This window comes from Bradyrhizobium sp. USDA 4354 (genome assembly GCF_054060315.1).
Map to the genome: position 1 here is coordinate 5073526 of NZ_JBSSDC010000001.1, position 24147 is coordinate 5097672.

The following is a 24147-nucleotide window of genomic DNA, read 5'->3' on the forward strand; positions in this document are numbered from 1 at the left end:
GTGGCCAACTTGCTCCAGGAATCTCGCAATGTTTGTCATTGAAGACGAGTCGCACGCTGAATGGCAGGGCGAGTTTCGGACGAGGCAGGAGGCAATCGCGGAACTGCAGCGAAGGGCCTTGATTCCCTGGAACGAAAAACCGAACGCCGCACCGTGCACCAGCTGGGTCACTTGCGGCCGCAGATATGAGTTGGTGGAGTTCGATGATAGCGCGCTGCCGTGGAGGCAACTGTCACGCGCTTTGATACTCGAGATTTCTGCTGCCGGCGTGCAGTGGTTCACCAAGGAGCAGAGCTAGGCCAGCGCTCCGCTTCGCTGCGCTCGCAATGACGAGCGCGGATGGTCCTGTGCCCTACACCACATCATCCGGCGCCAGCGCGCAGCCATTGTCGGGATGCGTCTCGACCTGAAGCGTGGTGTGGCCGATGCGGAAGGATGTCTTGAGTAGTTGCGCCGTCTGCATCAGGAATGCGTCGTCGGTGCCGGCGGGCATGACCAAGTGGCAGGTCAGCGCCGTCTCGGTGGTCGAGATCGGCCAGACGTGGAGGTCGTGGATGGCGGCGACACCCGGCCGCGCCAGCAGGAACGCCCTGATCGCGGCGAGGTCGGTGCCTTTGGGGGCGGCCGCCATCGACATGTCGATCGAGCCGCGCAAGAGGCTGGTCGTGCTCCAGAGGATGGTGGCGCAGATGACGAGACTGGTGAGGGGATCGAGCCAGAGCCAGCCGGTCCAGACGATCAGCGCCGCCGAGACCACGACGCCGAGCGAGACCGCGGCGTCGGCGGCCATGTGCAGATAGGCGCCTTCGATGTTGATGTCGTCCTTGCGTCCCCGCGCGAACAACATGGCCGTAAAGCCGTTGATGAGGATACCGACGCCGGCGACCACCATCACCGTCACGCCGGCGATCGGCTCGGGCTGTTGCAGGCGCAGGATCGCCTCCCAGCCGATCGCGCCGGTGGCGACCAGCAGGAACACCGCGTTCGCAAGTGCTGCCAGAATCGTAGAGGCGCGCAGGCCATAGGTGAAGCGGCCGCTCGGCGCGCGCCGCGCCGCGATCGATGCACCCCAGGCCACGACGAGGCCGAGCACGTCGGAAAGGTTATGGCCGGCGTCGGCCAGCAGGGCAGTGGAGTTGCCGATATAGCCGTAGATGGCTTCGGCCACGACCAGCGCCGTGTTGAGCGAAATGCCGATCGCAAACGCCTTGCCGAAGCTGGCGGGCGCATGGACATGCCCGTGGCCATGAGCATGGCCGTGCTCATGCGAATGGCCATGATCGTGGTGATGATGTCCGTGATGGTCGTGACCGGCCACCTCTAGCGCTCCGCGGACGCTGCCAAATCAGGCGCCATTGTAGGCGTTTCGCCCGCGACGTCACGGCGGAACAGCACGTAGAGCGCCGGCAGCACCAAGAGCGTCAGCACGGTCGAGGAGATGATGCCGCCGATCACCACGGTCGCGAGCGGCCGCTGCACCTCGGCACCGGCGCCGGTGGCGAGCGCCATCGGCACGAAGCCGAGGGAGGCGACGAGCGCCGTCATCAGCACCGGGCGCAGCCGCGTCAGCGCGCCCTCGCGCACGGCATCCACGACGGAGTGCCCCTCGCTGCGCAGCCGCTCGATGAAGGCGATGATGACGAGCCCGTTGAGCACGGCGACGCCCGACAGCGCGATGAAGCCGACGCCGGCGCTGATGGATAGGGGGATGTCGCGTAGCAGCAGCGCGGCGACGCCGCCGGTCAGGGCCAGCGGCACGCCGGAGAATACCAGCGCCGCATCAGCCGCCGATCCCATGCCCATGAACAGCAGCAGGAACACCAACAGCAGCGCCACCGGCACCACGATCATCAGCCGCTTGGTCGCGGAGACCAGCTGCTCGAACTGTCCGCCCCAGCCAATCCAGTAACCCGGCGGCAGCTTGACCCTCTCGGCCACCGCCGCCTCGGCCTCGGTGACGAAGGAGCCGAGATCGCGCGCGCGGACATTGGCGGTAACGACGATGCGCCGCTTGCCGTTCTCGCGGCTGATCTGGTTGGGCCCGGGCGTCGCATCGACGGTCGCGACCGACGACAGCGGCACATAGCGTATCAGGGTGAGCGGGGAGGCGGACAGCGCGGTTCGAATGGCCGGGCCGGAGCCGGCCTCCTCACCCGGCGGCAGCGGAATCGGGATTGCGCGGATCGCCTCGAGATTGCCGCGCAGATGCTCCGGCAAGCGCACCACGATGTCGAAGCGGCGGTCGCCCTCGAACAGCTTGCCGGCCGACTTGCCGCCGACCGCGATCTCGACGATGCCCTGCACCTCGCCCACGCTGAGGCCGTAGCGGGCCAGCGCCTGGCGGTCGAGACGAACGGTAAGGATCGGCAGGCCCGCGACCTGCTCGATCTTGACGTCGCTGGCGCCGCGAATGCCGCGGATTGCGGCCTCCACCTGTTTGGCGGCGCCTTGCAGGATGTCGAGATCGTCGCCGAAGATCTTGACGCCGACGTCGGTGCGCACGCCCGAGATCAGCTCGTTGACACGGAACTGGATCGGCTGGGAGATTTCATAGGCGCTGCCGGGAATCTCGTCAGCGGCATGCTCGATGGCCTCGATCACTTCGGACTTGGTCTTGTCAGGGTCGGGCCATTCCGATCGTGGCTTCAGCATGATGTAGCCGTCGGTCTGCGCGGGCGACATCGGGTCGGTGGCGATCTCCGCGGTGCCGATGCGGGTGAAGAACTCCCTCACTTCAGGAATTTGCTTGATGCGCTTTTCCAGCGCCTTCTGAAGGTCCAGAGATTGGGTGAGGCTGGTGCCGGGAATCCGGATCGAGGCCAGCGCGACGTCGCCTTCGTCCAGGCTCGGAATGAATTCGCCGCCCATGCGCGCGGCGGCGATGCCGCTCGCAACCACGATCACGACGGCCATGATGGCGACCGCGCCCCGGTTGTCGATGGCAAAGCGGAGCAGGGGCAGATAGGCGCGCTTCGCCATCCGCATGAACAGGTTTTCGTGCTCGGACACCTTGCCGGTGACGAAGATGGCAACGGCCGCCGGCACGAAGGTGATGGAGAACAGCACGGCGGCGCCCAGCGCCATCAGCACGGTCAGCGCCATCGGCGTGAACATCTTGCCTTCGACGCCGGTCAGCGTCAGGACGGGCAGATAGACCACCGCGATGATCAGCGTTCCGAACAGGCTCGGCTTGATGACCTCGCTCGACCCGCGCAGGATCGCGCGCAGCCGTTCCGAGGTCGTCAGCAGGCCGCCTTTCTTGCGCTGGGCATCGGCCAGCATGCGCAGGCAGTTCTCGACGATGATCACCGCGCCGTCGACGATGATGCCGAAGTCGATCGCACCTAAGCTCATCAGGTTCGCGCTGACCTTGGTCTCGACCATGCCGGTGATCGTCATCGCCATGGACAGAGGAATGACGCAGGCCGTCACCAGCGCAGCGCGGATGTTGCCGAGGATCAGGAACAGCACGGCCACCACCAGCGCGGCGCCTTCCAGGAGGTTGTTCTGGACGGTGCGGATCGTGGCTTCGACCAGATCGGTGCGGTCGTAGACGGTCCGCGTCACGACGCCCTCGGGCAGCGACTTGGCGATGTCCTCGAGACGGGCTGCGACGCGGCGGGCCACGCTGCGGCTGTTCTCGCCGATCAGCAGCATGGCGGTGCCGAGAACGGTCTCCTCGCCGTTCCACGTCGCCGCGCCGTTGCGCAAATCGCGGCCTTCCGTCACGGTCGCGACATCCCTGATCCTGACGGGATTGCCGCCGCGCGAGCCGATGACGATGTCCTGAATCTCGCTGATATTGCCGACCTGACCGGGAGAGCGAACAAGGTATTGCTCGCCATTGCGCTCGATATAGCCGGCGCCGACATTGGCGTTGTTGGCGGCGAGCGCGGTCATGACGTCGCGAAAGCCGAGCCGGTAGGCCATCAGCTTGCCGGGATCCGGCAACACGTGGAATTGCCGCTCGAAGCCGCCGATAGTGTTGACCTCGATCACCCCAGGCACGTTGCGAAGCTGCGGCCGGATGATCCAGTCCTGCACGGTGCGCAGATCGGTCAGCGAATAGTCGTGACCGCCTTGCGTCTTGGCGCCCGCCTTGGCCTCGACGGTGTACATGAAGATTTCGCCGAGACCGGTCGAGACCGGCCCCATCGCCACCTCGACGCCCGCCGGAAGCTGGTCCTTCACCTGCTGGATGCGTTCGCCGACGAGCTGGCGGGCAAAATAGATATCGGTGCCGTCCTTGAAGACCACCGTCACCTGGCTGAGGCCGTAGCGCGATAGCGAGCGGGTGTAGTCGAGCTTGGGCAGGCCGCCCATCGCGGTCTCGACCGGGAAGGTGATGCGCTGCTCGGTCTCGAGCGGCGAATAGCCGGGCGCGCGGGTGTTGATCTGGACCTGGACGTTGGTGATGTCAGGCACGGCGTCGATCGGAAGGCGCTGGAAATTCCAGGCGCCGAAGGCGAGGGCGCCGAGCGCGAGTATGAGAACGAGCCAGCGCTGATGCAGCGATACGGCGATGAGACGCTCAATCATGCTCGGCCTCGCCCTTGCCCATCTCCGCCTTCACGACGAAGCTGTTCTCCGCGACGTAGTGCTCGCCGGCCGCAAGACCGGCCTTGATCTCGACGAACTTCGGATCGGAATCCCCTGTTTCGACAGGGCGCGCCTCGATCTTGTCGCCGTCCTCGCGCACGAACACGATGGTCTTGTTCTCCAGCGTCTGGATCGCGCTACGGCGCACGGCGACCGCGACGTTGCGCGCCGCGAGGATCAGCCGCGCCGTGACGAACAGGCCGGGGCGCAGGCGTCCGTCCGGGTTTGGCAGCACCACGCGCGCCAGCGCGGTCTGGGTCTCGCTCGAGCCGATCGGCGCCATGTAGGAGATCGTGCCTTTGATCTCGCCGCGGCCGTCGTCGGGATCGATCAGCACCTCGTCGTTGATGCGGACGCGCCTTAAGTCTTGCCGGTAGATCGACAGGTCAACCCAGATGGTGGAGAGATCGGCGACGACGAAGGCCGGCTTCTGCTCGGAGGCATATTCGCCGAGCGAGATCTGCCGCTCGATGATGGTGCCGGCGATCGGCGCTTTCAGCTCGTAAACTGTGAGGCTCTGGTTGCTCTCGATCGCGGCGAGCAGGTCGTCCTTGGCGACCTTGTCGCCGATGCGCTTCAGGATCGATTTGGCGAGGCCCGGGAAGCGCGGTGTCACCTGCACCACGGCTTCCTGGTTGGCGCGCAGGATGCCGTTGAAGGCGAGCGTGTCGGTCAGCGTCGCGCCCGCGGCCTCGGCGAGCGTGACCCCCGCGGCCGCCAGCTTGACGTCGGAGATGCGGATGCGGTCGGCGCCGTGCTCGTCCTGCTCGACATGGTCGTTCGGCTTCTTCTGTTCGGAATGTTCGGCATGCTCGGTGTGTGCGAGCTTGGCCGGGCCGAGCAGGGCATAGAAGTAGGCGCCGAGCGCGGCGGCAACGATGGCGATGAGAATGGTGGAGGAGGTCCTCATCGTGCGCTCTCCCGCGCCAGCGTGAAGGGATTGCCGACGAGGCCTTCGATGGTCGCGACGCCGGCATGGAAATTCTGCAGCGCCTCCTGCTCGCGCAGCCGCGCCTGCGTGACGCTGGCCTGGGCGTCGAGCACCTCGAGCAGGGTGAAGCGACCCTGGCCATAGCCTTGCGAGATCGCCTCGGATGCCTCGACGGCCTTGGGAATGGCGGTCTCGCGCAGCACCGCGAGCTCCCGCAGCGAGCCCTGGAGCGAGTCGTAGGCGCGGCCGGCGATCACGACCAGCGCGTTGCGGTTGGCCTCGCGCTCGGCACGGGTCTTGGCGAGGCTTTCCTGCGCCGAGAGGATATTACCTTGGTTCTGGTCGAACACGGGGATCGGCACCGAGAGAGTGAGGCGCACGGCATCGTCATTGGTCTCGTTGTAGTGACGCCAGCCGGCGGCGATCCGCACGTCCGGATAGGGCTTGAGCCGCGCCAGCAGCAGCTCGGCATTGCGCTGCGCGTAAACCGCGGTCCAGCGCACCAGTTGCGGATTGGCGTCGATGGCGGCGACCACCGCCTGGAACGCGGGCGGGCGTCCTGTGGTGTCGAGCCGGCCGGAGACGTCGCCGAATTTTGCGGCGGGATCGCCCATCAACACCGCAAGCTCGCGCCGGGCGCTGGCCAGCGTCGCCTTGAAGCGCTCACGATCTGCTCTCACGAGGGCGGAGGCGACCTCGGCGCGGCCGGTCTCGGCCGGCGAGGAGGCGCCGGCCTCGACGCGGCGGCGCAGAAGCGGCGTCAAACGGTCGATGGCGGCAATCTGCTCGTCGAGGATCTGAATGCGCCGCTGCGCGCCGAGCACGCTGAGGAAGGCGATCGCGGTCTCCGACAGCACCTCCAACCTGACAGCCTTGCGCTGGATCGCGGCGACCTCGATGCCGGCCGCTCCAGCGGCGATCCGCGCGTCGCGCTTGCCGAACAGCTCGAAGGCCTGGCTGATCTGAAGCGTTGTCTCGGCCGATCGCGTCCCGCGATATTTGCCGGAGCCGAATGAATCGTCCTGTTCGTAGGACAGTTCCGGATTGAGGAGGGCGCCGGCCTGGATGCGCTGGCCCGTGGCGATGCCGACGTCGCGCTCCGCCGCCGTCAGACGCGGGCTTGCGGCCAGCGCGCGCGACAACGCGCTCCGCATCGTCAAGGTCTGGGCGTGAGACGGCGCAAGCGCCATTCCGGCAACCAGACACGCCGCCGCGCACGCCAGGCGCGCGGCCATTCTCCTGCAAAACATGAAACCGACCTGTGAAGGATGAACCTAATAGGCGCGGGACGCCCGACCAATCCGTTCAGGCAAAATGTTTGGGAGGCGGGGAGTCGGTATCCGGGACAATTCCAGCGAGCCGGGGTGCAGGTCGCGGACTCGTTGCGGACACGAGCGTGACCGATGCGGTCAATGGCGCCGGCTGCGTCACCGTCAGCGAGAAGCAGCCATGGCAGTGATGGCTGCCAATGACCTTGTGGTCGCTGTGGCCCACGGCGCCGTCAAGGACCGCAGCGATCTCCGGGCCGCCGCCGGGCGTGCTGACGTCGATGTCGTGCGAGCCGTGCAGCGTGCTCGCGAGCAGATAGACAGCCGCGATCAGCACGGACAGCAGCGCGCGCCAGTTGCGCGAGCGGCAAGATCCTGAGGGCTGGCGGTTTGCGAGCACGACGTCACTCTGGTTACGGTCTGTGCTCGGCCTAGCATGGGCGCGGGAACAGTGTCGACCCGCAACATTGTTACGTCCCTGGAACAATTGCCGCAGCGGTGCGTACGTCGCCAGCGCCTTTCACTGGCGGACAACGACGCGCCGATGTGGTGGGGCCATGGCTTCGATCGTGGGGGCCGGCTCCGGAACGTCGCTGCCATCGTCAGCCTCCATGGTGATGACGGCGTGACAGCTCGCTTCCATCGCCCGTTCCAGCCATTTGATGGCTTCATCGATCCATTGGTCGTGGTGCTCGGGATCGGCGAGGGCCTTCTCCCGGAATGCATTCGCTTGATGCAGGCATGCCGTTCTGCGATCCACGCGCCTCTCCCGATCTGGAGGTTCCGCCCGATCGCATCATTGATGATCCCGGCCTTGGCGTCGTTAACATAGGACAGGGATCGCAAGCTGGCCGCAACGCGGAAAGGCCCCAGCCGGACGGACCGGCTGAGGCCTCATGTGCTCACATTCTCTATCCTTGGGACTTGAACGGATAATTCCTGACTCGCCGGTTCGTTCCGCACCTGATGCGAAATTAGGAACGTTCCTCATTGCTTCTCATTAGCGACCAAACTGTTGAGGAGGATGGGACTATGGACGGACTGATCTATCTTATCGGCTTGATCGTCGTGATCATGGCGATCCTGTCGTTCTTCGGCCTGCGCTGAGAGAACGGCAATGGAAACGCTCGTACGGGAAGACGTGATGGAGGGCGGGGTCGCAGCTGCCGACGACCGCCGGATCATCCATTGGAGCCCGGTGCTGGCCGGCGCCTTCGCCGCCGGCGCGATGTCGTTCATCCTGCTGAGCTTTGGTGTTGCCATCGGCCTTGGTGTCAGTTCGGCCTCGCCGACCTGGCGTGATGCCTCGGCGGCGCTGGCGCTGCTCTCCGGGCTGTATCTGATCATCCAGGCCATCATCAGCTTCGGCTTCGGCGGTTACATCGCCGGCCGGACAACGCGGCCGGCGCCGGCGCCGGCCAAGATCGAGGACGATGGCGAGCGGCGCGACGGCCTGCATGGCCTGATGGCCTGGGCTCTCGCAGTGCTGCTCGGCGCTGCTCTGCTCGCGCTTCTCGGCGCTGCTGCGATTGACCGTTCGCCGATGCGCAGCTCGGCAAGCAACATGTCTGCGGCCGAGCCTCTGTTGAGCTATGAGCTCGACAAGCTGTTCCGCGCGCCGCGCCGCCCGCCGAACACTGATCTGAGGGAAGCACGCGCCGAAGCAGGACGCATCCTGATGACGTCGTCCAGCCACAGCGGCGTCAGCACCGATGACCGGGCCTACCTCGTGCAACAGGTCGCCGCCGTCACGGGACTGGCGGCCCCCGACTCTGAGCGGCGGGTCAATGCGCTGATCGCAGACTCGAAGACGGCCATCAACCGCGCGCGGCGCAACTCGATCATCGTGGCGTTCTCGGTCGCTGCCGCGACCCTGATCGGCGCCGCGGTGGCCTGGGCTGCAGCCGTCGCCGGCGGCCGGCATCGTGATGGAGAACCGTTGCCGAACTGGATGGCGAGCTCAAATCGCTTCCATCGCAGTCCGCGTGCGATTCCGGTGCCGTAGGCTTTCATCACATGGCCGGGCGCAAGCCCGGCCATCCCTAGCGAGAAGCTTCAGGCCTTCTCTTCCCAGATCATCGCCAGATGCACGATGGTCTGGACTGCCTTTTCCATGTCCTGCCGGCTGACCCATTCGAGGCGCGAGTGGAAGGCGTGCTCGCCGGCAAAGATGTTGGGGCAGGGCAGGCCCATGAAGGACAGGCGCGAGCCGTCGGTGCCGCCGCGGATCGCGGTGCGCATCGGGCGCAGGCCGGCACGGCGGATCGCCTCGATGGCGTACTCCAGCACGTGCGGATGACGGTCGATCACCTGCTTCATGTTGCGATACTGCTCCTTCACCTCGAAAGTGTAAGTCGAGCGCGGATAGTCCTTCATCACCTCCTTCACGATCGTCTCGAGCAGGACTTCCTTCTCCTTCAGCCCTTCCTCGGTGAAGTCACGGACGATGAAGGAGAGCGTCGCCTGTTCCAGCGCGCCCTCGATCCCGATCGGATGCAGAAAGCCCTGCTTGCCCGAGGTCGTCTCCGGCGAGCAGCCTTCCCTAGGCAGCCGCTCGACGATGGCGGCGGCGATCTTGATCGCGTGCTCCATCTTGCCTTTGGCGTAGCCGGGATGGGCGCTGACGCCATTGATGGTGATGGTGGCGCCGTCGGCCGAGAAGGTCTCGTCCTCGACGCAGCCGGCGCTCTCGCCGTCCATGGTGTAGGCGAAATCGGCGCCCAGCTTCTTCAGGTCGACATTGTCGACGCCGCGGCCGATCTCCTCGTCCGGCGTGAACAGGATCTTGATGGTGCCGTGCTTCACATCGGGGTTGTTGAGGAAGAAATGCGCGGCATCCATGATCTCGGCGACGCCGGCCTTGTTGTCGGCCCCCAACAGCGTGGTGCCGTCGGTGGTGATGATGTCATTGCCGATCTGGTTCTTCAGCGCGGGGTGCTCATTGAAGCGGATCACCTGGCTGGTGTCGCCCGGCAGCACGATATCGCCGCCGCGATAGTTCTTCACCATTTGCGGCTTGACGTCCTTGCCGGTGACATCGGGCGAGGTGTCCATGTGCGAGCAGAAGCAGATCACCGGCACCTTCTTCTCGGTGTTGGCCGGGATCGTTCCGTAGACGTAGCCGTGGTCGTCGAGATGCGCGTCCTCAACGCCCATGGCCTTCAGCTCGGCGGCGAGCACGCGGCCGAGATCCTTCTGCTTCTTGGTCGAGGGCGAGCTCGGGGATGCCGGATCGGACTGGGTGTCGATGGTGACATAGCGCAGGAAGCGCTCGGTCACGGTATGCGAGAAGGTGAGGGACATTTCTGGTCAAACCGCCGAGTCTTTAGGGAGCAGGTCTTGGGGAAGCTGGCGGTATATCAGAAAAGCGGGCTGTGATGCGGCCAGAACGAGCTCCGATCAGGCCTAATGAATCGTAAGTGCTAGATCGCCTCTTTCAGTTCCTTCACCGGGCGGAACGCGACCTTCCTGCTGGCCTTGATGTGAATCGCTTCGCCGGTGGCAGGATTGCGGCCGGTGCGGGCGGCGCGCTTGCGGACCTGGAGGATGCCGAGGCCCACGATACGGACACGGTCGCCCTTCTTGAGGTGCTTGGTGATCAGGTCGACCATGTCGGTCAGGACGGCCTCGGCGTGTTTTTTCGATAGGTCCCGGCGCTCCGCGATGTCTGCGGCGAGGTGCTTGAGCGTGATGGTGGCGGGAGCGGCTGCCTTCTTCGCCGAATCCTTCTTCGCCGGATCCTTCTTAGCCATGACTGGCCTCCTCAATTGTCCAATGACAGGGAGTCCCTGGAAAAGCCGAGAATGCGTGGGGATCCCTCTAAGTCCTTTCAGGCGTAGACGATTCGGGCGCGGGCTGACTATGCCGAGAGTTCCCGCCGGACGCCCCGCATAGCTCGCAGAGCCGCCAAAGGCGTCGAGAAGCTCGGGCTAAGACTATGAGAGGATTGCCAAAATGGCGCGAGAGACGGGGCTCGAACCCGCGACCTCCGGCGTGACAGGCCGGCGCTCTAACCAACTGAGCTACTCCCGCGTGGTTCGCTGAACGCGCGCGGAACGAGGGGGGACTTAAAGGGGGGACATGGTGAAGTCAAGGACGTTGCGCTTCCCCAGGGCGTCCCGGCTAAGCATTGCTCTGGAAAACGAAAAAGGCCGCCCGGAGGCGGCCATTGGTGAGCTCGGAAGAGCCGTATCAGCGAATCTCCGACGTCCCCGCGCTCGTCACCACCACGGGCTTGCCGGCCTTGATCACATGGGTGGACTGGGCGGTCTGGCTGTAATCGGCATGGGTGCGGGCCGCGATCCCGAAGCCGGCCACGACGATGCCAGCCACCAGCGCCACCACCACGATCTTCAGGTGGGTCGCACGATCAGCAGAGTGAATAGAGTGGTTCATCTGAGCCTCCCGACGGGCTTTGCCGCCGTCTATGGGCGCTTGTCTTAAGGGCCATCTGTTTCCGGATGGTTTCGCGGGTTCCGCAAAATGGTTTCATCTCCCGCTTGGCGGGGCTCGTCCGGGATGGGGTGGAGGCGGCCCTTCCCAAGCTTGGCATGTCGATCCGGCGTGGGGACGCCCCGGAGGCGGCGGAAGCCAAGCTCATCTAGAACGGCCAAAGTGCTGGAGTGCTTCTAAGAGTCTTTCTAAGAAGCTTTCAATTAGGGAATTCGCGCGCGCTCACATAAGCGTCATCGCAGCGCACGTCGCCGCGGGGACCGGCGGCATGACGCTTCGAAACATGCAGCTTTGGGGTGGCGCGTTGAACAGTCTTGGAATGCTGCGGTCGGCCGTATTGGCGACCGCATCCGCTTGGGTATTGATGCCGCAGGCATCGCTCGCACAATCGTCCGCGCAGAGTGGCACGCAGAACCTACCATCGGTGACCGTCACCGCGCCGGAAGCACGCCGTCGCGCCGCGGCGCCCCCTCAGCGCCGCGCGACGCGGACCTCGGTAGAGACCCCCGCCAGGAACAGGCCGCAGCCACGGCGCGAAGTCGGCTTCGTCGAGACGCCGCGTGGCCCGGTGAATGGCTACGTCGCCGGCCGCAGTTCGTCGGGCACCAAGACCAACACGCCGATCATGGAGACGCCGCAGTCAGTGTCGGTGATCGGCGCCGAGCAGATCCGCGACCAGAAGCCGAACAAGCTCGACGAGGTCCTGCGCTACACCGCCGGCGTGCGGGCAGGGACCTTCGGAGCGGACACGCGCAACGATTGGTGGCTGATCCGCGGCTTCAAGTCCGATGACATCGGACTGTTCCTCGACGGCATGCAGCTGTTCTACACGTCCTATGCGAGCTGGCGTCTGCCGCCGTCCAACATGGAGCGCGTCGAGGTGCTGCGCGGTCCGTCCGCGGTGCTCTATGGCGGATCGAGCCCGAGCGGCATCGTCAACGTCATCAGCAAGATGCCGCCGGCCGAACCGATCCGTTACATCGAGACCGGCGTCAACAATTTCGGCAATGCCTATGTCGGCTTCGATTTCGGCGGGCCGGTCGCGACGCAGCCCCAGGACGGCAAGCTGTTCTACCGCGTCGTCGGCGAGGTCAGGAACGGTGGCACGCAGGTCGACTTCACGCCTGATAACAACTACTTCATCGCACCGTCATTCACCTGGAAGCCTGATGCCGATACGACCTTCACGGTTCTTGCATCGGCGTCGAAGACGGACACCCGCGGCATCAACTTCCTGCCGTACCAGGGCACGGTGACCAACGCGCCGTTCGGCAAGATTCCGACCAGCTTCTTCGTCGGCGACCCCAGCGTCGACAAGTTCACGCGCGAGCAGGAGATGCTAGGCTATCAGTTCGAGCGCAATCTCACTGACGATGTGACGTTCCGGCAGAACGCGCGGTTTGCGCATATCGACCTGACCTATCGCGGTTACATCGGCAACGGTTGGGACAACATCAATACAGCCACGATGGGCCGCTATAACTGGTATGCGAAGGACACCGCGAACCAGGCCAATCTCGACAACCAGCTGGAGTATCGCTTCAACACGGGGCCGGTGCGGCACACGATGCTGTTCGGAGTGGATCTCAAGGGCTATCAGATCGACGACTACCAGAACTTCAATTTCGGCACCGTCCCTTCAATCAATGTTTTCAATCCCGTCTACGGTCTCAACATTCCGCTCACGGGCGCCCCGTTCCGCAACTTCCTGATCACACAGAAGCAGGCGGGCGCTTATCTTCAGGATCAGATGAAGCTCGGCAACTTCACGCTGGTGCTGAGCGGCCGCAATGACTGGGTCGAGACGACGCAAGAAGCCCGTGACACCGGGGCCACGGTCGCCAGCCGCGACGACAGCAAGTTCAGCGGGCGGGCCGGGCTGATCTACAATTTCGACAACGGCATCGCGCCCTACGTCTCCTATGCGACCAGCTACAATCCGGTGATCGGTCTCAATGCCAGCAACCAGCTGTTCCTGCCGGAAACCGGACAACAGGCCGAGATCGGCGTGAAGGTCGCGCCAAAGGGGTTCGACGGCTACTTCACGGCCTCGGTGTTCGACCTGAAGCGTCAGAACGTGGCCACGACCGCAGGCACGCCGATCTTGCTGAACCAGACTGGCGAGGTGACCTCTCGCGGCATTGAGCTCGAAGCGGTTGCCAATGCCACGAAGGAACTCAAGCTGATCGGCGCCTTCACCGCCTATCACATCTTCAACAGCAGGGATCTCGATCCGTCGCTGGTGGGTAAGACGCCGACCAACACGCCTCAGCTTCTGGTCTCGGGCTGGGCGGACTACACCTTTAAGGATGGTCCGCTCGAAGGGTTTGGTTTCGGCGGCGGCGTACGTTACGTCGGCTCCTCCTGGGCCGACCCCGCCAACACGCTCGAGGTTCCCGCGGTGGTGCTTGGCGATCTCGCCCTTCATTACGAATGGCAGAACTGGCGCACGGCCATCAACGTGATCAACGTAACCGACAAGATCTACGTCGCGAGCTGTTCGTTCCCGACGTCCTGCTTCTACGGCGACCGCCGGCGTGTCACCGCCAGCGTCTCCTACAAGTGGTGAGAACGGGCGAGGGCAGGGCTGTCGCGGCAGGCTCAGGGAGCTTGCTCTAGGACCAACTGTTCGTGACGGTCCTTCGGCTCTGCCAGGACGACCGCTGATCTGCCGTCACGATGAGCTCACGGGCCATGCCCCCCAGCCCGAAGCTCATCCGAGCGCGGCGCGAGCGACCAACCAGCAAGTCGCCGCCGCCGCGCTCGCGGACGGTTTTGAGCTGACCGCCGACGCATTCGCCAGGCGAGCCCCGGCCCCTTCGTGGCGCATGGCTCTGTGATCGTTCGCAGCTGTGGATAGGTGTGCTTTGTTGCACCTGTCCTGATCGCGGTGGCGCCCTCAATGCCTCCTTGGCAGCACTGCTCTGGGACCCCTTGGCAAAAGGACCGTGGCAAAATATGTCATGGGGGCGGCGGCAGGGGCCTGCGCCGGTCGTTGCCTGGGTTGGACGCTCAGCCGCACCAGAAAAGCCGTACATTTTGCTCGGTCAAGGCGCGGCCGATAGCTGCCTTGGGCCCTGCGCCGCAATCTCAGAACTGCCGGCCTGCGAGACTGTGACTGCCCTTGCTGGGTCAGGCGATCTGCTCCATACCAGCCGCGGGGTGATTCCGGGATTTTCACCGTTCTGGGAGCGGCAAAGGGCCTGAAAAGAGCGTGTCTTGCGCCCATTGGTGCACTGCGCTAAGGCTCAGAATAATTCCAAATCGGACGAATCCGTGGCTGTCCCGAGGCTGCGGGAAAAAGGGCTCGTCAATGAGCGGCATTCTTCAGAACTATCTTCCACTCGTCGTCTTTATAGGCGTAGCGGGCCTCATCGGTCTCGTGTTGCTGATCGCGCCGTTCATCGTGGCGTTCCAGCAGCCGGACCCGGAAAAGCTGTCGGCCTATGAGTGCGGTTTCAACGCGTTCGACGACGCCCGCATGAAGTTCGACGTCCGCTTCTATCTGGTCGCCATCCTCTTCATCATCTTCGACCTCGAGGTGGCGTTCCTGTTTCCCTGGGCGGTGGCGTTCGGCAAGCTTGGCGCGACCGGCTTCTGGTCCATGGTGGTGTTCCTCGCCGTGCTGACGGTCGGGTTCGCCTATGAATGGAAGAAGGGAGCACTGGAATGGGATTGAACCCTGCATCGTCCACCGGTCCGGTCATCGCACCGGCCCCGAAGGGCATCCTCGATCCGTCGACCGGCAAGCCGGTCGGGGCCAATGATCCGTTCTTCCTCGAGGTCAATTCCGAGCTGTCCGACAAGGGCTTCTTCGTGGCCGCGACCGACGACCTCATCACCTGGGCGCGCACCGGCTCCTTGATGTGGATGACCTTCGGTCTCGCCTGCTGCGCGGTCGAGATGATGCAGGTGTCGATGCCGCGCTACGACGTCGAGCGCTTCGGCTTCGCCCCACGGGCCTCGCCGCGCCAGTCCGACGTGATGATCGTTGCGGGAACCCTGACCAACAAGATGGCGCCGGCGCTGCGCAAGGTCTACGACCAGATGCCGGAGCCGCGCTACGTCATCTCGATGGGCTCCTGCGCCAATGGCGGTGGCTACTACCACTATTCGTACTCGGTCGTGCGCGGCTGCGACCGCATCGTGCCGATCGACATCTACGTGCCGGGCTGCCCGCCCACGGCGGAAGCGCTGCTCTACGGCGTGCTGCTGCTGCAGAAGAAGATCCGGCGCACCGGCACCATCGAACGCTAAGGTTTTACGTCATGGACGACGCCAAGCTCGACGCCCTGGGGCAGACGATCGTTAGCGCGCTTCCGGGCGCCGCGACCGGTCACTCGGTGGCCTTCAATCAGCTCACGGTTGATGTCGAGGCCAGCAAGATCGTCGAGGTGGTTAAGTACCTCCGCGATGACCCGAACTGCCGTTTCGTCAACATCACCGACGTCACGGCGGTGGACTACCCGGATCGCGAGAAGCGCTTCGACGTGATCTACCACTTCCTGTCCCCGACCTTGAACGCGCGGATCCGGCTCAAGGCGCAGGCCGACGAGACCACGCAGGTGCCGTCGCTGATCGACGTCTTCCCCGGTGCCGACTGGTTCGAGCGCGAAGCCTACGATCTCTACGGCGTGTTCTTCGTCGGCCATCCCGACATGCGCCGCATCCTCACCGACTACGGCTTCGAGGGGCATCCGCTGCGCAAGGATTTCCCGCTCACCGGCTTCGTCGAGGTCCGCTACGACGACCAGGAGAAGCGGGTGGTGTACGAGCCTGTCCGGCTCAACCAGGAATTCCGCAAGTTCGATTTCCTCTCGCCGTGGGAAGGGGCGGACTATCCGCTTCCCGGTGACGAGAAGGCGGGGCCGAAGGTCTGATCATGAACGAGCAACCTGAAAATCTCCGCAACTTCACCATCAATTTCGGGCCGCAGCATCCTGCGGCTCACGGTGTGTTGCGTCTCGTGCTCGAATTGGACGGTGAAATCGTCGAACGCGTCGATCCGCATATCGGTCTCTTGCACCGCGGCACCGAGAAGCTGATCGAGCAGAAGACCTATCTCCAGGCGATCCCTTATTTCGACCGGCTCGACTACGTCGCGCCGATGAACCAGGAGCACGCCTTCTGCCTCGCTGCCGAAAGGCTGCTCGGCATCGAGGTGCCGCGCCGCGGCCAGCTGATCCGCGTGCTCTATTGCGAGATCGGCCGCATCCTCTCGCACCTGCTCAATGTCACCACGCAGGCGATGGACGTCGGTGCGCTGACCCCGCCGCTGTGGGGCTTCGAAGAGCGCGAGAAGCTGATGGTGTTCTACGAGCGCGCCTCGGGCAGCCGCATGCATGCGGCCTTCTTCCGCGTCGGCGGCGTACATCAGGATCTGCCGCAGAAGCTGGTCGACGACATCGAGGCCTGGTGCGATCCGTTCCTGAAGGTGGTGGACGACCTCGACCGGCTGCTCACCGCCAACCGCATCTTCAAGCAGCGCAATGTCGACATCGGCGTGGTGCCGCTGAAGGAAGCCTGGGAGTGGGGTTTCTCGGGCGTGATGGTGCGCGGCTCGGGCGCGGCCTGGGACCTGCGCAAGTCGCAGCCCTATGAGTGCTACGCCGAGATGGATTTCGACATTCCGATCGGCAAGAACGGCGACTGCTACGACCGCTACCTGATCCGCATGGAAGAGATGCGCCAGTCCGTGCGCATCATGAAGCAGTGCATCCAGAAGCTGAATGCGCCTGACGGCAAGGGCCCCGTTGTCGTCGCCGACAACAAGGTCGCCCCGCCGCGCCGCGGCGAGATGAAGCGCTCGATGGAAGCGCTGATCCATCACTTCAAGCTCTACACCGAAGGCGTCCACGTGCCGGCCGGCGAAGTCTATGCCGCAGTCGAGGCGCCCAAGGGCGAGTTCGGCGTCTATCTCGTCTCCGACGGCACCAACAAGCCCTACAAGTGCAAGATCCGCGCGCCGGGCTTTGCCCATCTGCAGGCGATGGATCACATCTGCCGCGGCCATCTGCTCGCCGACGTCTCGGCGATCCTCGGCTCGCTCGACATCGTGTTCGGAGAGGTCGATCGGTGATGGCGCAGGCGCCAATCCAGTTTGACCGCGCCTCGGGGGCCCTTGAAGGGGCCAACCTGTGGGAGCGGACGGCTGCCTTGGCGCTGGTGACGGGATCGAAGATCTCCTCGCACTTCTCGCACATGGGCTACATCGCCTGCGCCAATTTGCTGGCGAAGACGCTGCCCAGGCGCAACATCGCGATCAAGCTCAACCCCGACGCCGTGTTCGAATTCCCCTACGGCGACGGCTACTGGAGCAAGCTGCTCAACCGCTCGTACAACTATGAAGACGAGCTCGAGCTCTTGTTCGCCGACTCCATCGACGTCGACTACACGCTGCTCGATTGTGGCGCCAATTACGGCTATTGGTCGGTGCTGGTGTCGAGCAAGCCGTTCGGTGCGCACAAGGCGATCGCGATCGAGCCGTCGGGGCAGAACTATCCGAAGCTCGCCAACAATGCGCGGGTCAACGGCAACCGCTTCGAGACCATGAAATGCGCCATCGGCGCCGCCCGCGGCACCGCGCAACTGTCGGGCACCAAGCACGAGGCCTTCAGCATCGCCGGCGATCCGACTGTGGGCGGTGAAGAAGTGCCGGTCATTGCGCTCGACGATCTGATCGATGACGGCAAGGTCGCCGGCACCGGCAAGTACCTGATCAAGCTCGACGTCGAAGGCGTCGAGATCGAGGCGATCAAGGGCGGCGTCCGGCTGCTGCAGGCCGACAGCGTCATCATGTGCGAGGAGCACGGCAGCGACCGCTCGCATGCGGTGTCGCGCTACATCCTCGAGCAGACCCCGCTGAAGCTGATCGTGTTCGATCCGCGCAGCAACCGGATGGAGACCGTGACCGAGCTGTCGATCCTCGATCGCATCAAGGTCTCGACCCACGTCGGTTACAACGTTTTCGGCACCGCAAGCGCATTCTGGCAGGACAGGATCGAAGCCCTGAATGCCAAGAACCTGAGTGCGAAGTCCGCGCGCCGCATCCAGTGAGAGATTGAACAGATGTCCGTTCGCCGATTAGCACCGAAGGAAGTCCAGCCCGCGAGCTTCGCGTTCACGGAGGAGAACCTCGCATTCGCCAGGCAGCAGATCGCGAAATATCCGGCCGGACGCCAGGCTTCTGCGGTCATCGCCATCCTGTGGCGCGCGCAGGAGCAGAACGAGGGCTGGGTCTCGGAAGCCGCGATCCGCGTCATCGCCGACATGCTCGACATGCCCTATATCCGCGTGCTGGAGGTTGCGACCTTCTACACTATGTTCCAGCTCGCCCCGGTCGGCAAGAAGGCCCACGTCCAGGTCTGCGGCACGACGCCGTGCCGCCTGCGCGGCGCCGAGGATCTGATCCACGTCTGCGAGCACCGCATCCATCACGAGCCCTTCCATCTCTCCAAGGACGGCAATTTCAGCTGGGAAGAGGTGGAGTGCCTGGGCGCTTGCGTGAACGCGCCAATGGTGCTGATCGGCAAGGACACCTATGAGGACCTGACCAAGGAAAGCTTCGGCAAGGTGCTCGACGGCTTTGCTTCGGGCAATCCGCCCAAGCCCGGTCCGCAGAACGGCCGCCAATTCTCGGCGCCGATCACCGGACCGACCACGCTGAAGGAGACCACCTGATGCGTGATCTCGCTTCGTCGATAGCGCAGGGGAGCGGTGCCATGAAGAAGTGGGGCTTCATCGCGATGCACGCCGTGGTGGCGGCCGCCTTCATCTTCCTGCTGCAGCGCTTCGGCCTGAACGCATCGCTGGAATCGGCTTCGCTGTGGGCGCTGACGTTTGGCATCTGCGCCGCCGGACTTGCCTACAAGCAGTCCAATCGTTGATCGGAAAGCACTGATATGCTCGAGGACAAGGACCGCATCTTCAAGAACCTCTACGGCCTCCACGATTGGGGGCTGGAGGGTGCGCGGCGCCGCGGCGCCTGGGATGGCACCAAGAATATCATCGATAAGGGCCGCGACTGGATCATCAACGAGATGAAGGCGTCGGGCCTGCGCGGCCGCGGCGGCGCCGGCTTCCCGACCGGTCTGAAATGGTCCTTCATGCCGAAGGAATCGACCGACGGCCGGCCGAGCTATCTTGTCGTCAACGCCGACGAGTCCGAGCCCGGCACCTGCAAGGATCGCGAGATCATGCGGCATGATCCGCATCTGTTGGTCGAGGGCTGCCTGATCGCGAGCTTCGCGATGAACGCGCATGCCTGCTACATCTATGTCCGCGGCGAGTTCATCCGCGAGCGCGAGCGCCTCCAGGCCGCGATCGACCAGGCCTATGAGGCCAAGCTGATCGGCAAGGACAACGTCAACGGCTGGCCGTTCGACCTCTACGTCGCCCACGGCGCCGGCGCCTATATCTGCGGCGAGGAAACCGCTCTGCTCGAAAGCCTCGAAGGCAAGAAGGGCCAGCCGCGCCTGAAGCCGCCGTTCCCGGCCAATGTCGGTCTGTTCGGCTGCCCGACCACCGTGAATAACGTCGAGTCGATCGCCGTTGCGCCCGACATCCTGCGCCGCGGCGCAGCCTGGTTCGCCGGCATCGGCCGTCCGAACAATGTCGGCACCAAACTCTTCTGCATCTCCGGCCATGTCGAGCGGCCCTGCAATGTCGAAGAGGCCATGGGCATCCCGTTCCGCGAGCTGATCGACAAGCATTGCGGCGGCATCCGCGGCGGCTGGGACAATCTCAAGGCCGTAATCCCCGGCGGCTCGTCGGTGCGCATGGTGCCGGCCGAGCAGATCATCGACACGCCCATGGATTTCGACTCTTTGAGCAAGCTGCGCTCGGGTCTCGGCACCGCGGCCGTGATCGTGATGGACAAGTCGACCGACCTGATCCGCGCCATCGCCCGCATCTCCTATTTCTACAAGCATGAGAGCTGCGGCCAGTGCACGCCGTGCCGCGAGGGCACGGGCTGGATGTGGCGCGTGCTCACCCGCATGGCCGAAGGCCGCGCCCACAAGCGCGAGATCGACATGCTGCTCGAAGTGACCAAGCAGGTCGAAGGCCACACCATCTGCGCGCTCGGCGACGCGGCGGCCTGGCCGATCCAGGGCCTGATCACGCACTTCCGTCACGAGATCGAAGCGCGCATCGACCAATATTCGCATAGGGCCGACATTGACGATATCGGCGTCCGCGATCCCGTGAACATGGTCGCGGCGGAGTAAGAGACATGACCAAGCTCATCATCGACGGCAAAGAGATCGATGTCCCCGCCGAGTACACGCTGCTCCAGGCGTGCGAGGCGGCCGGCGCCGAGATTCCGCGCTTCTGCTACCACGAGCGGCTGTCGATCGCTGGCAATTGCCGGATGTGCCTCGTCGAGGTGAAGGGCGGCCCGAAGCCGGTCGCGAGCTGCGCCTGGGGCGTACGCGATTGCCGTCCGGGCCCCAAGGGCGAGCCGCCGGAGATCTCGACCCGATCGCCGATGGTGAAAAAGGCGCGCGAAGGCGTAATGGAATTCCTTCTCATCAACCATCCGCTGGATTGCCCGATCTGCGACCAGGGCGGCGAGTGCGACCTGCAGGACCAGGCGATGGGCTATGGTGTCGACACTAGCCGCTTCGCCGAGAACAAGCGCGCTGTCGAGGACAAGTACCTCGGCGCGCTGGTCAAGACCTCGATGAACCGCTGCATCCAGTGCACGCGCTGCGTCCGCTTCTCGGCGGAAGTCGCCGGCGCGCCCGAGATGGGCGCAACCGGCCGCGGCGAGGACATGGAGATCACGACCTATCTCGAGCACGCGCTGACGTCGGAATTGCAAGGCAATCTCGTCGACATCTGCCCGGTCGGCGCACTGACCTCGAAGCCCTATGCCTTCGCGGCGCGTCCCTGGGAGCTTGGCAAGACCCAGTCGATCGACGTCATGGACGGCCTGGGATCTGCGATCCGCGTGGATACCCGCGGCCGTGAGGTGATGCGTATCCTGCCGCGCATCAACGAGGCCGTGAACGAGGAATGGATCTCCGACAAGACCCGCCACATCGTCGACGGCCTGCGCACCCAGCGCCTCGACCGGCCCTATATCCGCGAAGCCGGCAAGCTGCGCGCGGCGAGCTGGCCGGAGGCCTTCGCCGCCATCGCCGCCAAGGCGGCGCGCACCGACGGCAAGCGCATCGGCGCGATCGCGGGTGACCTCGCCGGCGTCGAGGAGATGTTCGCGCTGAAGGATCTCTTGGCCAAATACGGCTCGACCAATCTGGCGGTTCAGGGCGGCGATGCCTTCGATCCCGCACTCGGCCGCGGCTCCTACATCTTCAATCCGACGCTCGCAGGTGTCGAGCAGGCCGATGCGCTGCTCATCATCGGCGCCAATCCGCGGAAAGAGGCGGCCGTGTTCAACGCCCGCATCCGCAAGCGCTGGCGTGCCGGCGGCTTCAAGGTCGGCGTGATCGGCGCCAAAGCCGACCTGACTTATGATTACGATCACCTCGGCGCAGGCACCGAGACGCTCAGTGAGCTCGCGGCCGGCAAGCACTCCTTCATGGATGTGTTGAAGAACGCCAAGCACCCGATCATTCTGGTCGGCGCCGGTGCGGCCGCCCGTCACGACGGCGCCGCCATTCTGGCCGCCGCCGCCAAGCTCGCGCTCAATGTCGGCGCGGTCAAGGACGGCTGGAACGGCTTTGGCGTGCTGCACGAGACCGCTTCGCGCGTCGGTGCGCTCGATATCGGCTTCTCGGCAACGAGCGGAGGCCTGAACGCCGCGCAGATGACGACGTTCGGCACGCTGGACTTGCTGTTCCTGCTCGGGGCCGACGAGATCAAGGTACCGGACGGCACCTTCGTCGTCTATGTCGGCACCCATGGCGACCGCGGCGCCCATCGCGCCGACGTGATCCTGCCGGCCGCCGCCTACACCGAGAAGTCCGCGATCTACGTCAACACCGAAGGCCGCGTGCAGATGACCGGCCGCGCTGCGTTCCCGCCGGGCGAAGCCCGCGAGGACTGGGCGATCATTCGCGCGCTGTCGGAGGCGCTCGGCAAGAAGCTCGGCTACGATTCGCTCGCGGCGCTGCGCCAGGCGATGTTCAAGGCCGTGCCGCATCTGATCCGTCTCGGCCAGATCGAGGCCGGCTCCGCCGACCAGATCAAGAAGCTTGCAGGGAAGGGCGGCTCGCCGGAAAAGGCGCCGTTCAAGCCCCTGGTCGAGGACTTCTACCTGACCAACCCAATCGCGCGTGCGTCCGCCGTGATGGCGGAATGTTCGCGCCTCGCCTCCGGGCACATGCTGACCGCAGCGGAGTGAGCGTGATCTGATGGAATTCTTCGAAAGCGCATTCTGGACCGGCTTCCTCTGGCCGCTGATCATCATGGTCGCGCAGAGCGTCTTGGTGCTCGTGGTCCTCCTGGTCGCGATCGCCTATATCCTGCTTGCCGATCGCAAGATCTGGGCGGCGGTGCAGATCCGCCGCGGCCCGAACGTGGTCGGCCCGTGGGGCCTGCTGCAGTCCTTCGCGGACCTGCTCAAGTTCGTGCTGAAGGAGCCGATCATCCCGGCGGGCGCCAACAAGGGCGTGTTCCTGCTGGCGCCGCTGGTGTCCTGCGTGCTCGCGCTCGCCGCCTGGGCGGTGATCCCGACCAATCTCGGCTGGGTGATCTCCGACATCAATGTCGGCGTCCTCTTCATCTTCGCGATCTCGTCGCTGTCGATCTACGGCATCATCATGGCGGGATGGTCGTCGAACTCGAAATACCCGTTCCTGGCCGCGCTGCGCTCAGCGGCGCAGATGGTGTCCTACGAAGTCTCGATCGGCTTCGTCATCATCACCGTGTTGCTTTGTGCCGGCACGCTGAACCTGTCGGCCGTGGTCGAGGCCCAGCATGCGCGCGGCCTTGCCAGCCTGATCGGGCTGCCGCAGCTCACGATCCTGAACTGGTACGTCTGGCCGCTGTTCCCGATGTTCGTGGTGTTCTACGTCTCGGCACTGGCGGAAACCAACCGTCCGCCCTTCGACCTCGTCGAGGCGGAATCCGAGCTCGTCGCCGGCTTCATGGTGGAGTACGGCTCGACTCCATATCTGCTGTTCATGCTCGGCGAGTATGTCGCGATCGTCACGATGTGTGCGCTGGCGACCATCCTGTTCCTCGGGGGCTGGCTGCCGCCGGTAGACCTGCCGCCCTTCAACTGGGTGCCGGGGATCATCTGGTTCTCGCTGAAACTCTTCTTCATGTTCTTCCTGTTCGCGATGGCAAAGGCGATCGTGCCGCGCTACCGCTACGATCAACTGATGCGCCTCGGCTGGAAGGTGTTCCTGCCGCTGTCGCTGGCGATGGTGATCGTGGTGGCCGGCGTGCTGCATTTCGCCGGCATCGCGCCGAAGTGAGGGCCGTCATGGGTATCAACGTCAACGCCACTGCACGCTCGCTTCTGTTGTCGGAATTCGTCTCGGCGTTCTTCCTCGCCATGCGCTATTTCTTCCAGCCGAAGCCGACGCTGAACTATCCGTTCGAGAAGGGGCCGATCTCACCGCGCTTCCGCGGCGAGCACGCGCTGCGCCGTTATCCGAACGGCGAAGAGCGCTGCATCGCCTGCAAGCTGTGCGAGGCGGTCTGCCCGGCGCAGGCCATCACCATCGAGGCCGGCCCGCGCCGCAACGACGGCACTCGCCGCACCGTGCGCTACGACATTGACATGGTGAAGTGCATCTATTGCGGCCTCTGCCAGGAGGCCTGTCCGGTCGATGCCATCGTCGAAGGCCCGAACTTCGAGTTCGCGACCGAGACCCGCGAGGAGCTCTATTATGACAAGGCCAAGCTGCTCGCCAACGGCGATCGCTGGGAACGCGAGATCGCGAAAGCGATCGAGCTCGACGCGCCGTACCGGTGAGGTGAGGG

The 24147-nt window shown here is 64.6% G+C and carries 23 protein-coding genes and 1 tRNA gene; 14 read left to right on the forward strand and 10 right to left on the reverse strand.

What is annotated here, in order from left to right:
• Positions 1-28 precede the first annotated feature (28 nt).
• Positions 29-298 carry a hypothetical protein gene (locus ACVIIV_RS23490; protein WP_456746266.1) on the forward strand — a complete coding sequence of 90 codons (270 nt, stop codon included), beginning with the start codon at positions 29-31 and terminating at the stop codon, positions 296-298.
• Positions 299-352: 54 nt separating this feature from the next.
• Here the strand turns inward: ACVIIV_RS23490 and ACVIIV_RS23495 are convergent, their stop codons facing one another.
• The 6 genes from ACVIIV_RS23495 to ACVIIV_RS23520 form a co-directional block, all read right to left on the reverse strand.
• A complete protein-coding gene (locus ACVIIV_RS23495; protein ID WP_456746267.1) occupies positions 353-1318 on the reverse strand; it encodes a cation diffusion facilitator family transporter in 966 nt (321 codons plus the stop codon).
• A 2-nt stretch (positions 1319-1320) separates the two neighbouring features.
• The gene (locus ACVIIV_RS23500; RefSeq protein ID WP_456746268.1) at positions 1321-4539 is read right to left on the reverse strand and encodes an efflux RND transporter permease subunit; all 3219 of its coding nucleotides are present in this window, start codon (positions 4537-4539) and stop codon (positions 1321-1323) included.
• Complete coding sequence (gene ihpB, locus ACVIIV_RS23505; RefSeq protein ID WP_456746269.1) at positions 4532-5509, reverse strand: divalent metal ion exporter adaptor subunit IhpB; 978 nt, start codon at positions 5507-5509, stop codon at positions 4532-4534. The genes ACVIIV_RS23500 and ihpB overlap by 8 nt, the downstream gene beginning before the upstream one ends.
• Positions 5506-6780, reverse strand: coding sequence for a divalent metal ion exporter subunit IhpA (gene ihpA / locus ACVIIV_RS23510; protein ID WP_456746270.1), 1275 nt, complete (start codon positions 6778-6780; stop codon positions 5506-5508). Before ihpA ends, ihpB begins: the two co-directional genes overlap by 4 nt.
• Before the next feature lie 55 nt (positions 6781-6835).
• Positions 6836-7198: a hypothetical protein gene (locus ACVIIV_RS23515; protein WP_456746271.1), complete on the reverse strand. Its 363-nt coding sequence runs from the start codon at positions 7196-7198 to the stop codon at positions 6836-6838.
• Positions 7199-7318: 120 nt separating this feature from the next.
• Positions 7319-7558: a hypothetical protein gene (locus tag ACVIIV_RS23520; protein ID WP_456746272.1), complete on the reverse strand. Its 240-nt coding sequence runs from the start codon at positions 7556-7558 to the stop codon at positions 7319-7321.
• Between the two features lie 357 nt (positions 7559-7915).
• Between ACVIIV_RS23520 and ACVIIV_RS23525 the strand changes: the two genes are divergently transcribed.
• Complete coding sequence (locus tag ACVIIV_RS23525) at positions 7916-8803, forward strand: hypothetical protein (RefSeq protein WP_456746273.1); 888 nt, start codon at positions 7916-7918, stop codon at positions 8801-8803.
• A gap of 50 nt (positions 8804-8853) precedes the next feature.
• Here ACVIIV_RS23525 and pepT read toward each other — a convergent pair whose 3' ends face one another.
• The 4 genes from pepT to ACVIIV_RS23545 form a co-directional block, all read right to left on the reverse strand.
• Positions 8854-10101: a peptidase T gene (gene pepT, locus ACVIIV_RS23530; protein WP_456746274.1), complete on the reverse strand. Its 1248-nt coding sequence runs from the start codon at positions 10099-10101 to the stop codon at positions 8854-8856.
• A 119-nt stretch (positions 10102-10220) separates the two neighbouring features.
• Positions 10221-10550, reverse strand: coding sequence for an HU family DNA-binding protein (locus ACVIIV_RS23535; protein WP_456746275.1), 330 nt, complete (start codon positions 10548-10550; stop codon positions 10221-10223).
• Between the two features lie 203 nt (positions 10551-10753).
• A tRNA-Asp gene (locus tag ACVIIV_RS23540) sits at positions 10754-10830 on the reverse strand.
• A 159-nt stretch (positions 10831-10989) separates the two neighbouring features.
• On the reverse strand, positions 10990-11193 hold the full coding sequence (locus tag ACVIIV_RS23545; RefSeq protein WP_027575321.1) for a hypothetical protein: 204 nt from the start codon (positions 11191-11193) through the stop codon (positions 10990-10992).
• A gap of 376 nt (positions 11194-11569) precedes the next feature.
• Between ACVIIV_RS23545 and ACVIIV_RS23550 the strand changes: the two genes are divergently transcribed.
• From ACVIIV_RS23550 to nuoI, 12 genes are all read left to right on the forward strand, one after another.
• Positions 11570-13819 carry a TonB-dependent siderophore receptor gene (locus ACVIIV_RS23550; protein WP_456748803.1) on the forward strand — a complete coding sequence of 750 codons (2250 nt, stop codon included), beginning with the start codon at positions 11570-11572 and terminating at the stop codon, positions 13817-13819.
• Between the two features lie 744 nt (positions 13820-14563).
• Positions 14564-14929, forward strand: a complete 366-nt coding sequence (locus ACVIIV_RS23555) for an NADH-quinone oxidoreductase subunit A (protein WP_008136158.1) — start codon at positions 14564-14566, stop codon at positions 14927-14929.
• A complete protein-coding gene (locus ACVIIV_RS23560; protein WP_407119092.1) occupies positions 14920-15507 on the forward strand; it encodes a NuoB/complex I 20 kDa subunit family protein in 588 nt (195 codons plus the stop codon). The genes ACVIIV_RS23555 and ACVIIV_RS23560 overlap by 10 nt, the downstream gene beginning before the upstream one ends.
• A gap of 11 nt (positions 15508-15518) precedes the next feature.
• Positions 15519-16130: an NADH-quinone oxidoreductase subunit C gene (locus tag ACVIIV_RS23565; protein WP_456746276.1), complete on the forward strand. Its 612-nt coding sequence runs from the start codon at positions 15519-15521 to the stop codon at positions 16128-16130.
• Between the two features lie 2 nt (positions 16131-16132).
• Positions 16133-17329: an NADH-quinone oxidoreductase subunit D gene (locus tag ACVIIV_RS23570; RefSeq protein ID WP_456746277.1), complete on the forward strand. Its 1197-nt coding sequence runs from the start codon at positions 16133-16135 to the stop codon at positions 17327-17329.
• Positions 17329-18306, forward strand: a complete 978-nt coding sequence (locus ACVIIV_RS23575) for an FkbM family methyltransferase (RefSeq protein WP_456746278.1) — start codon at positions 17329-17331, stop codon at positions 18304-18306. The genes ACVIIV_RS23570 and ACVIIV_RS23575 overlap by 1 nt, the downstream gene beginning before the upstream one ends.
• A 12-nt stretch (positions 18307-18318) precedes the next feature.
• Positions 18319-18930, forward strand: a complete 612-nt coding sequence (gene nuoE / locus ACVIIV_RS23580; protein WP_061877839.1) for an NADH-quinone oxidoreductase subunit NuoE — start codon at positions 18319-18321, stop codon at positions 18928-18930.
• Positions 18930-19136, forward strand: a complete 207-nt coding sequence (locus ACVIIV_RS23585; protein ID WP_456746279.1) for a hypothetical protein — start codon at positions 18930-18932, stop codon at positions 19134-19136. Before nuoE ends, ACVIIV_RS23585 begins: the two co-directional genes overlap by 1 nt.
• A 15-nt stretch (positions 19137-19151) precedes the next feature.
• Positions 19152-20477 carry an NADH-quinone oxidoreductase subunit NuoF gene (nuoF, locus tag ACVIIV_RS23590; protein ID WP_456746280.1) on the forward strand — a complete coding sequence of 442 codons (1326 nt, stop codon included), beginning with the start codon at positions 19152-19154 and terminating at the stop codon, positions 20475-20477.
• Positions 20478-20482: 5 nt separating this feature from the next.
• Positions 20483-22558, forward strand: coding sequence for an NADH-quinone oxidoreductase subunit NuoG (gene nuoG / locus ACVIIV_RS23595; protein WP_456746281.1), 2076 nt, complete (start codon positions 20483-20485; stop codon positions 22556-22558).
• Positions 22559-22568: 10 nt separating this feature from the next.
• Complete coding sequence (nuoH, locus tag ACVIIV_RS23600) at positions 22569-23636, forward strand: NADH-quinone oxidoreductase subunit NuoH (protein WP_172783531.1); 1068 nt, start codon at positions 22569-22571, stop codon at positions 23634-23636.
• Between the two features lie 8 nt (positions 23637-23644).
• Positions 23645-24139, forward strand: a complete 495-nt coding sequence (gene nuoI / locus ACVIIV_RS23605) for an NADH-quinone oxidoreductase subunit NuoI (RefSeq protein WP_157283556.1) — start codon at positions 23645-23647, stop codon at positions 24137-24139.
• Positions 24140-24147: the final 8 nt, after the last annotated feature.

What these genes read in the sequence shown, in the direction of transcription:
- ACVIIV_RS23565 (WP_456746276.1), top strand. Translation starts at nt 15,519, where the DNA reads ATGGACGACGCCAAGCTCGACGCCCTGGGGCAGACGATCGTTAGCGCG.
- ACVIIV_RS23555 (WP_008136158.1), top strand. Translation starts at nt 14,564, where the DNA reads ATGAGCGGCATTCTTCAGAACTATCTTCCACTCGTCGTCTTTATAGGC.
- ACVIIV_RS23535 (WP_456746275.1), bottom strand. Translation starts at nt 10,550, where the DNA reads ATGGCTAAGAAGGATCCGGCGAAGAAGGATTCGGCGAAGAAGGCAGCC.
- ACVIIV_RS23560 (WP_407119092.1), top strand. Translation starts at nt 14,920, where the DNA reads ATGGGATTGAACCCTGCATCGTCCACCGGTCCGGTCATCGCACCGGCC.
- ACVIIV_RS23575 (WP_456746278.1), top strand. Translation starts at nt 17,329, where the DNA reads ATGGCGCAGGCGCCAATCCAGTTTGACCGCGCCTCGGGGGCCCTTGAA.
- ACVIIV_RS23550 (WP_456748803.1), top strand. Translation starts at nt 11,570, where the DNA reads ATGCTGCGGTCGGCCGTATTGGCGACCGCATCCGCTTGGGTATTGATG.
- ACVIIV_RS23525 (WP_456746273.1), top strand. Translation starts at nt 7,916, where the DNA reads ATGGAAACGCTCGTACGGGAAGACGTGATGGAGGGCGGGGTCGCAGCT.
- nuoE (WP_061877839.1), top strand. Translation starts at nt 18,319, where the DNA reads ATGTCCGTTCGCCGATTAGCACCGAAGGAAGTCCAGCCCGCGAGCTTC.
- nuoG (WP_456746281.1), top strand. Translation starts at nt 20,483, where the DNA reads ATGACCAAGCTCATCATCGACGGCAAAGAGATCGATGTCCCCGCCGAG.
- ACVIIV_RS23490 (WP_456746266.1), top strand. Translation starts at nt 29, where the DNA reads ATGTTTGTCATTGAAGACGAGTCGCACGCTGAATGGCAGGGCGAGTTT.
- ACVIIV_RS23545 (WP_027575321.1), bottom strand. Translation starts at nt 11,193, where the DNA reads ATGAACCACTCTATTCACTCTGCTGATCGTGCGACCCACCTGAAGATC.
- ACVIIV_RS23500 (WP_456746268.1), bottom strand. Translation starts at nt 4,539, where the DNA reads ATGATTGAGCGTCTCATCGCCGTATCGCTGCATCAGCGCTGGCTCGTT.
- ACVIIV_RS23570 (WP_456746277.1), top strand. Translation starts at nt 16,133, where the DNA reads ATGAACGAGCAACCTGAAAATCTCCGCAACTTCACCATCAATTTCGGG.
- nuoH (WP_172783531.1), top strand. Translation starts at nt 22,569, where the DNA reads ATGGAATTCTTCGAAAGCGCATTCTGGACCGGCTTCCTCTGGCCGCTG.
- nuoI (WP_157283556.1), top strand. Translation starts at nt 23,645, where the DNA reads ATGGGTATCAACGTCAACGCCACTGCACGCTCGCTTCTGTTGTCGGAA.
- pepT (WP_456746274.1), bottom strand. Translation starts at nt 10,101, where the DNA reads ATGTCCCTCACCTTCTCGCATACCGTGACCGAGCGCTTCCTGCGCTAT.
- ihpB (WP_456746269.1), bottom strand. Translation starts at nt 5,509, where the DNA reads ATGAGGACCTCCTCCACCATTCTCATCGCCATCGTTGCCGCCGCGCTC.
- nuoF (WP_456746280.1), top strand. Translation starts at nt 19,152, where the DNA reads ATGCTCGAGGACAAGGACCGCATCTTCAAGAACCTCTACGGCCTCCAC.
- ihpA (WP_456746270.1), bottom strand. Translation starts at nt 6,780, where the DNA reads ATGTTTTGCAGGAGAATGGCCGCGCGCCTGGCGTGCGCGGCGGCGTGT.
- ACVIIV_RS23585 (WP_456746279.1), top strand. Translation starts at nt 18,930, where the DNA reads ATGCGTGATCTCGCTTCGTCGATAGCGCAGGGGAGCGGTGCCATGAAG.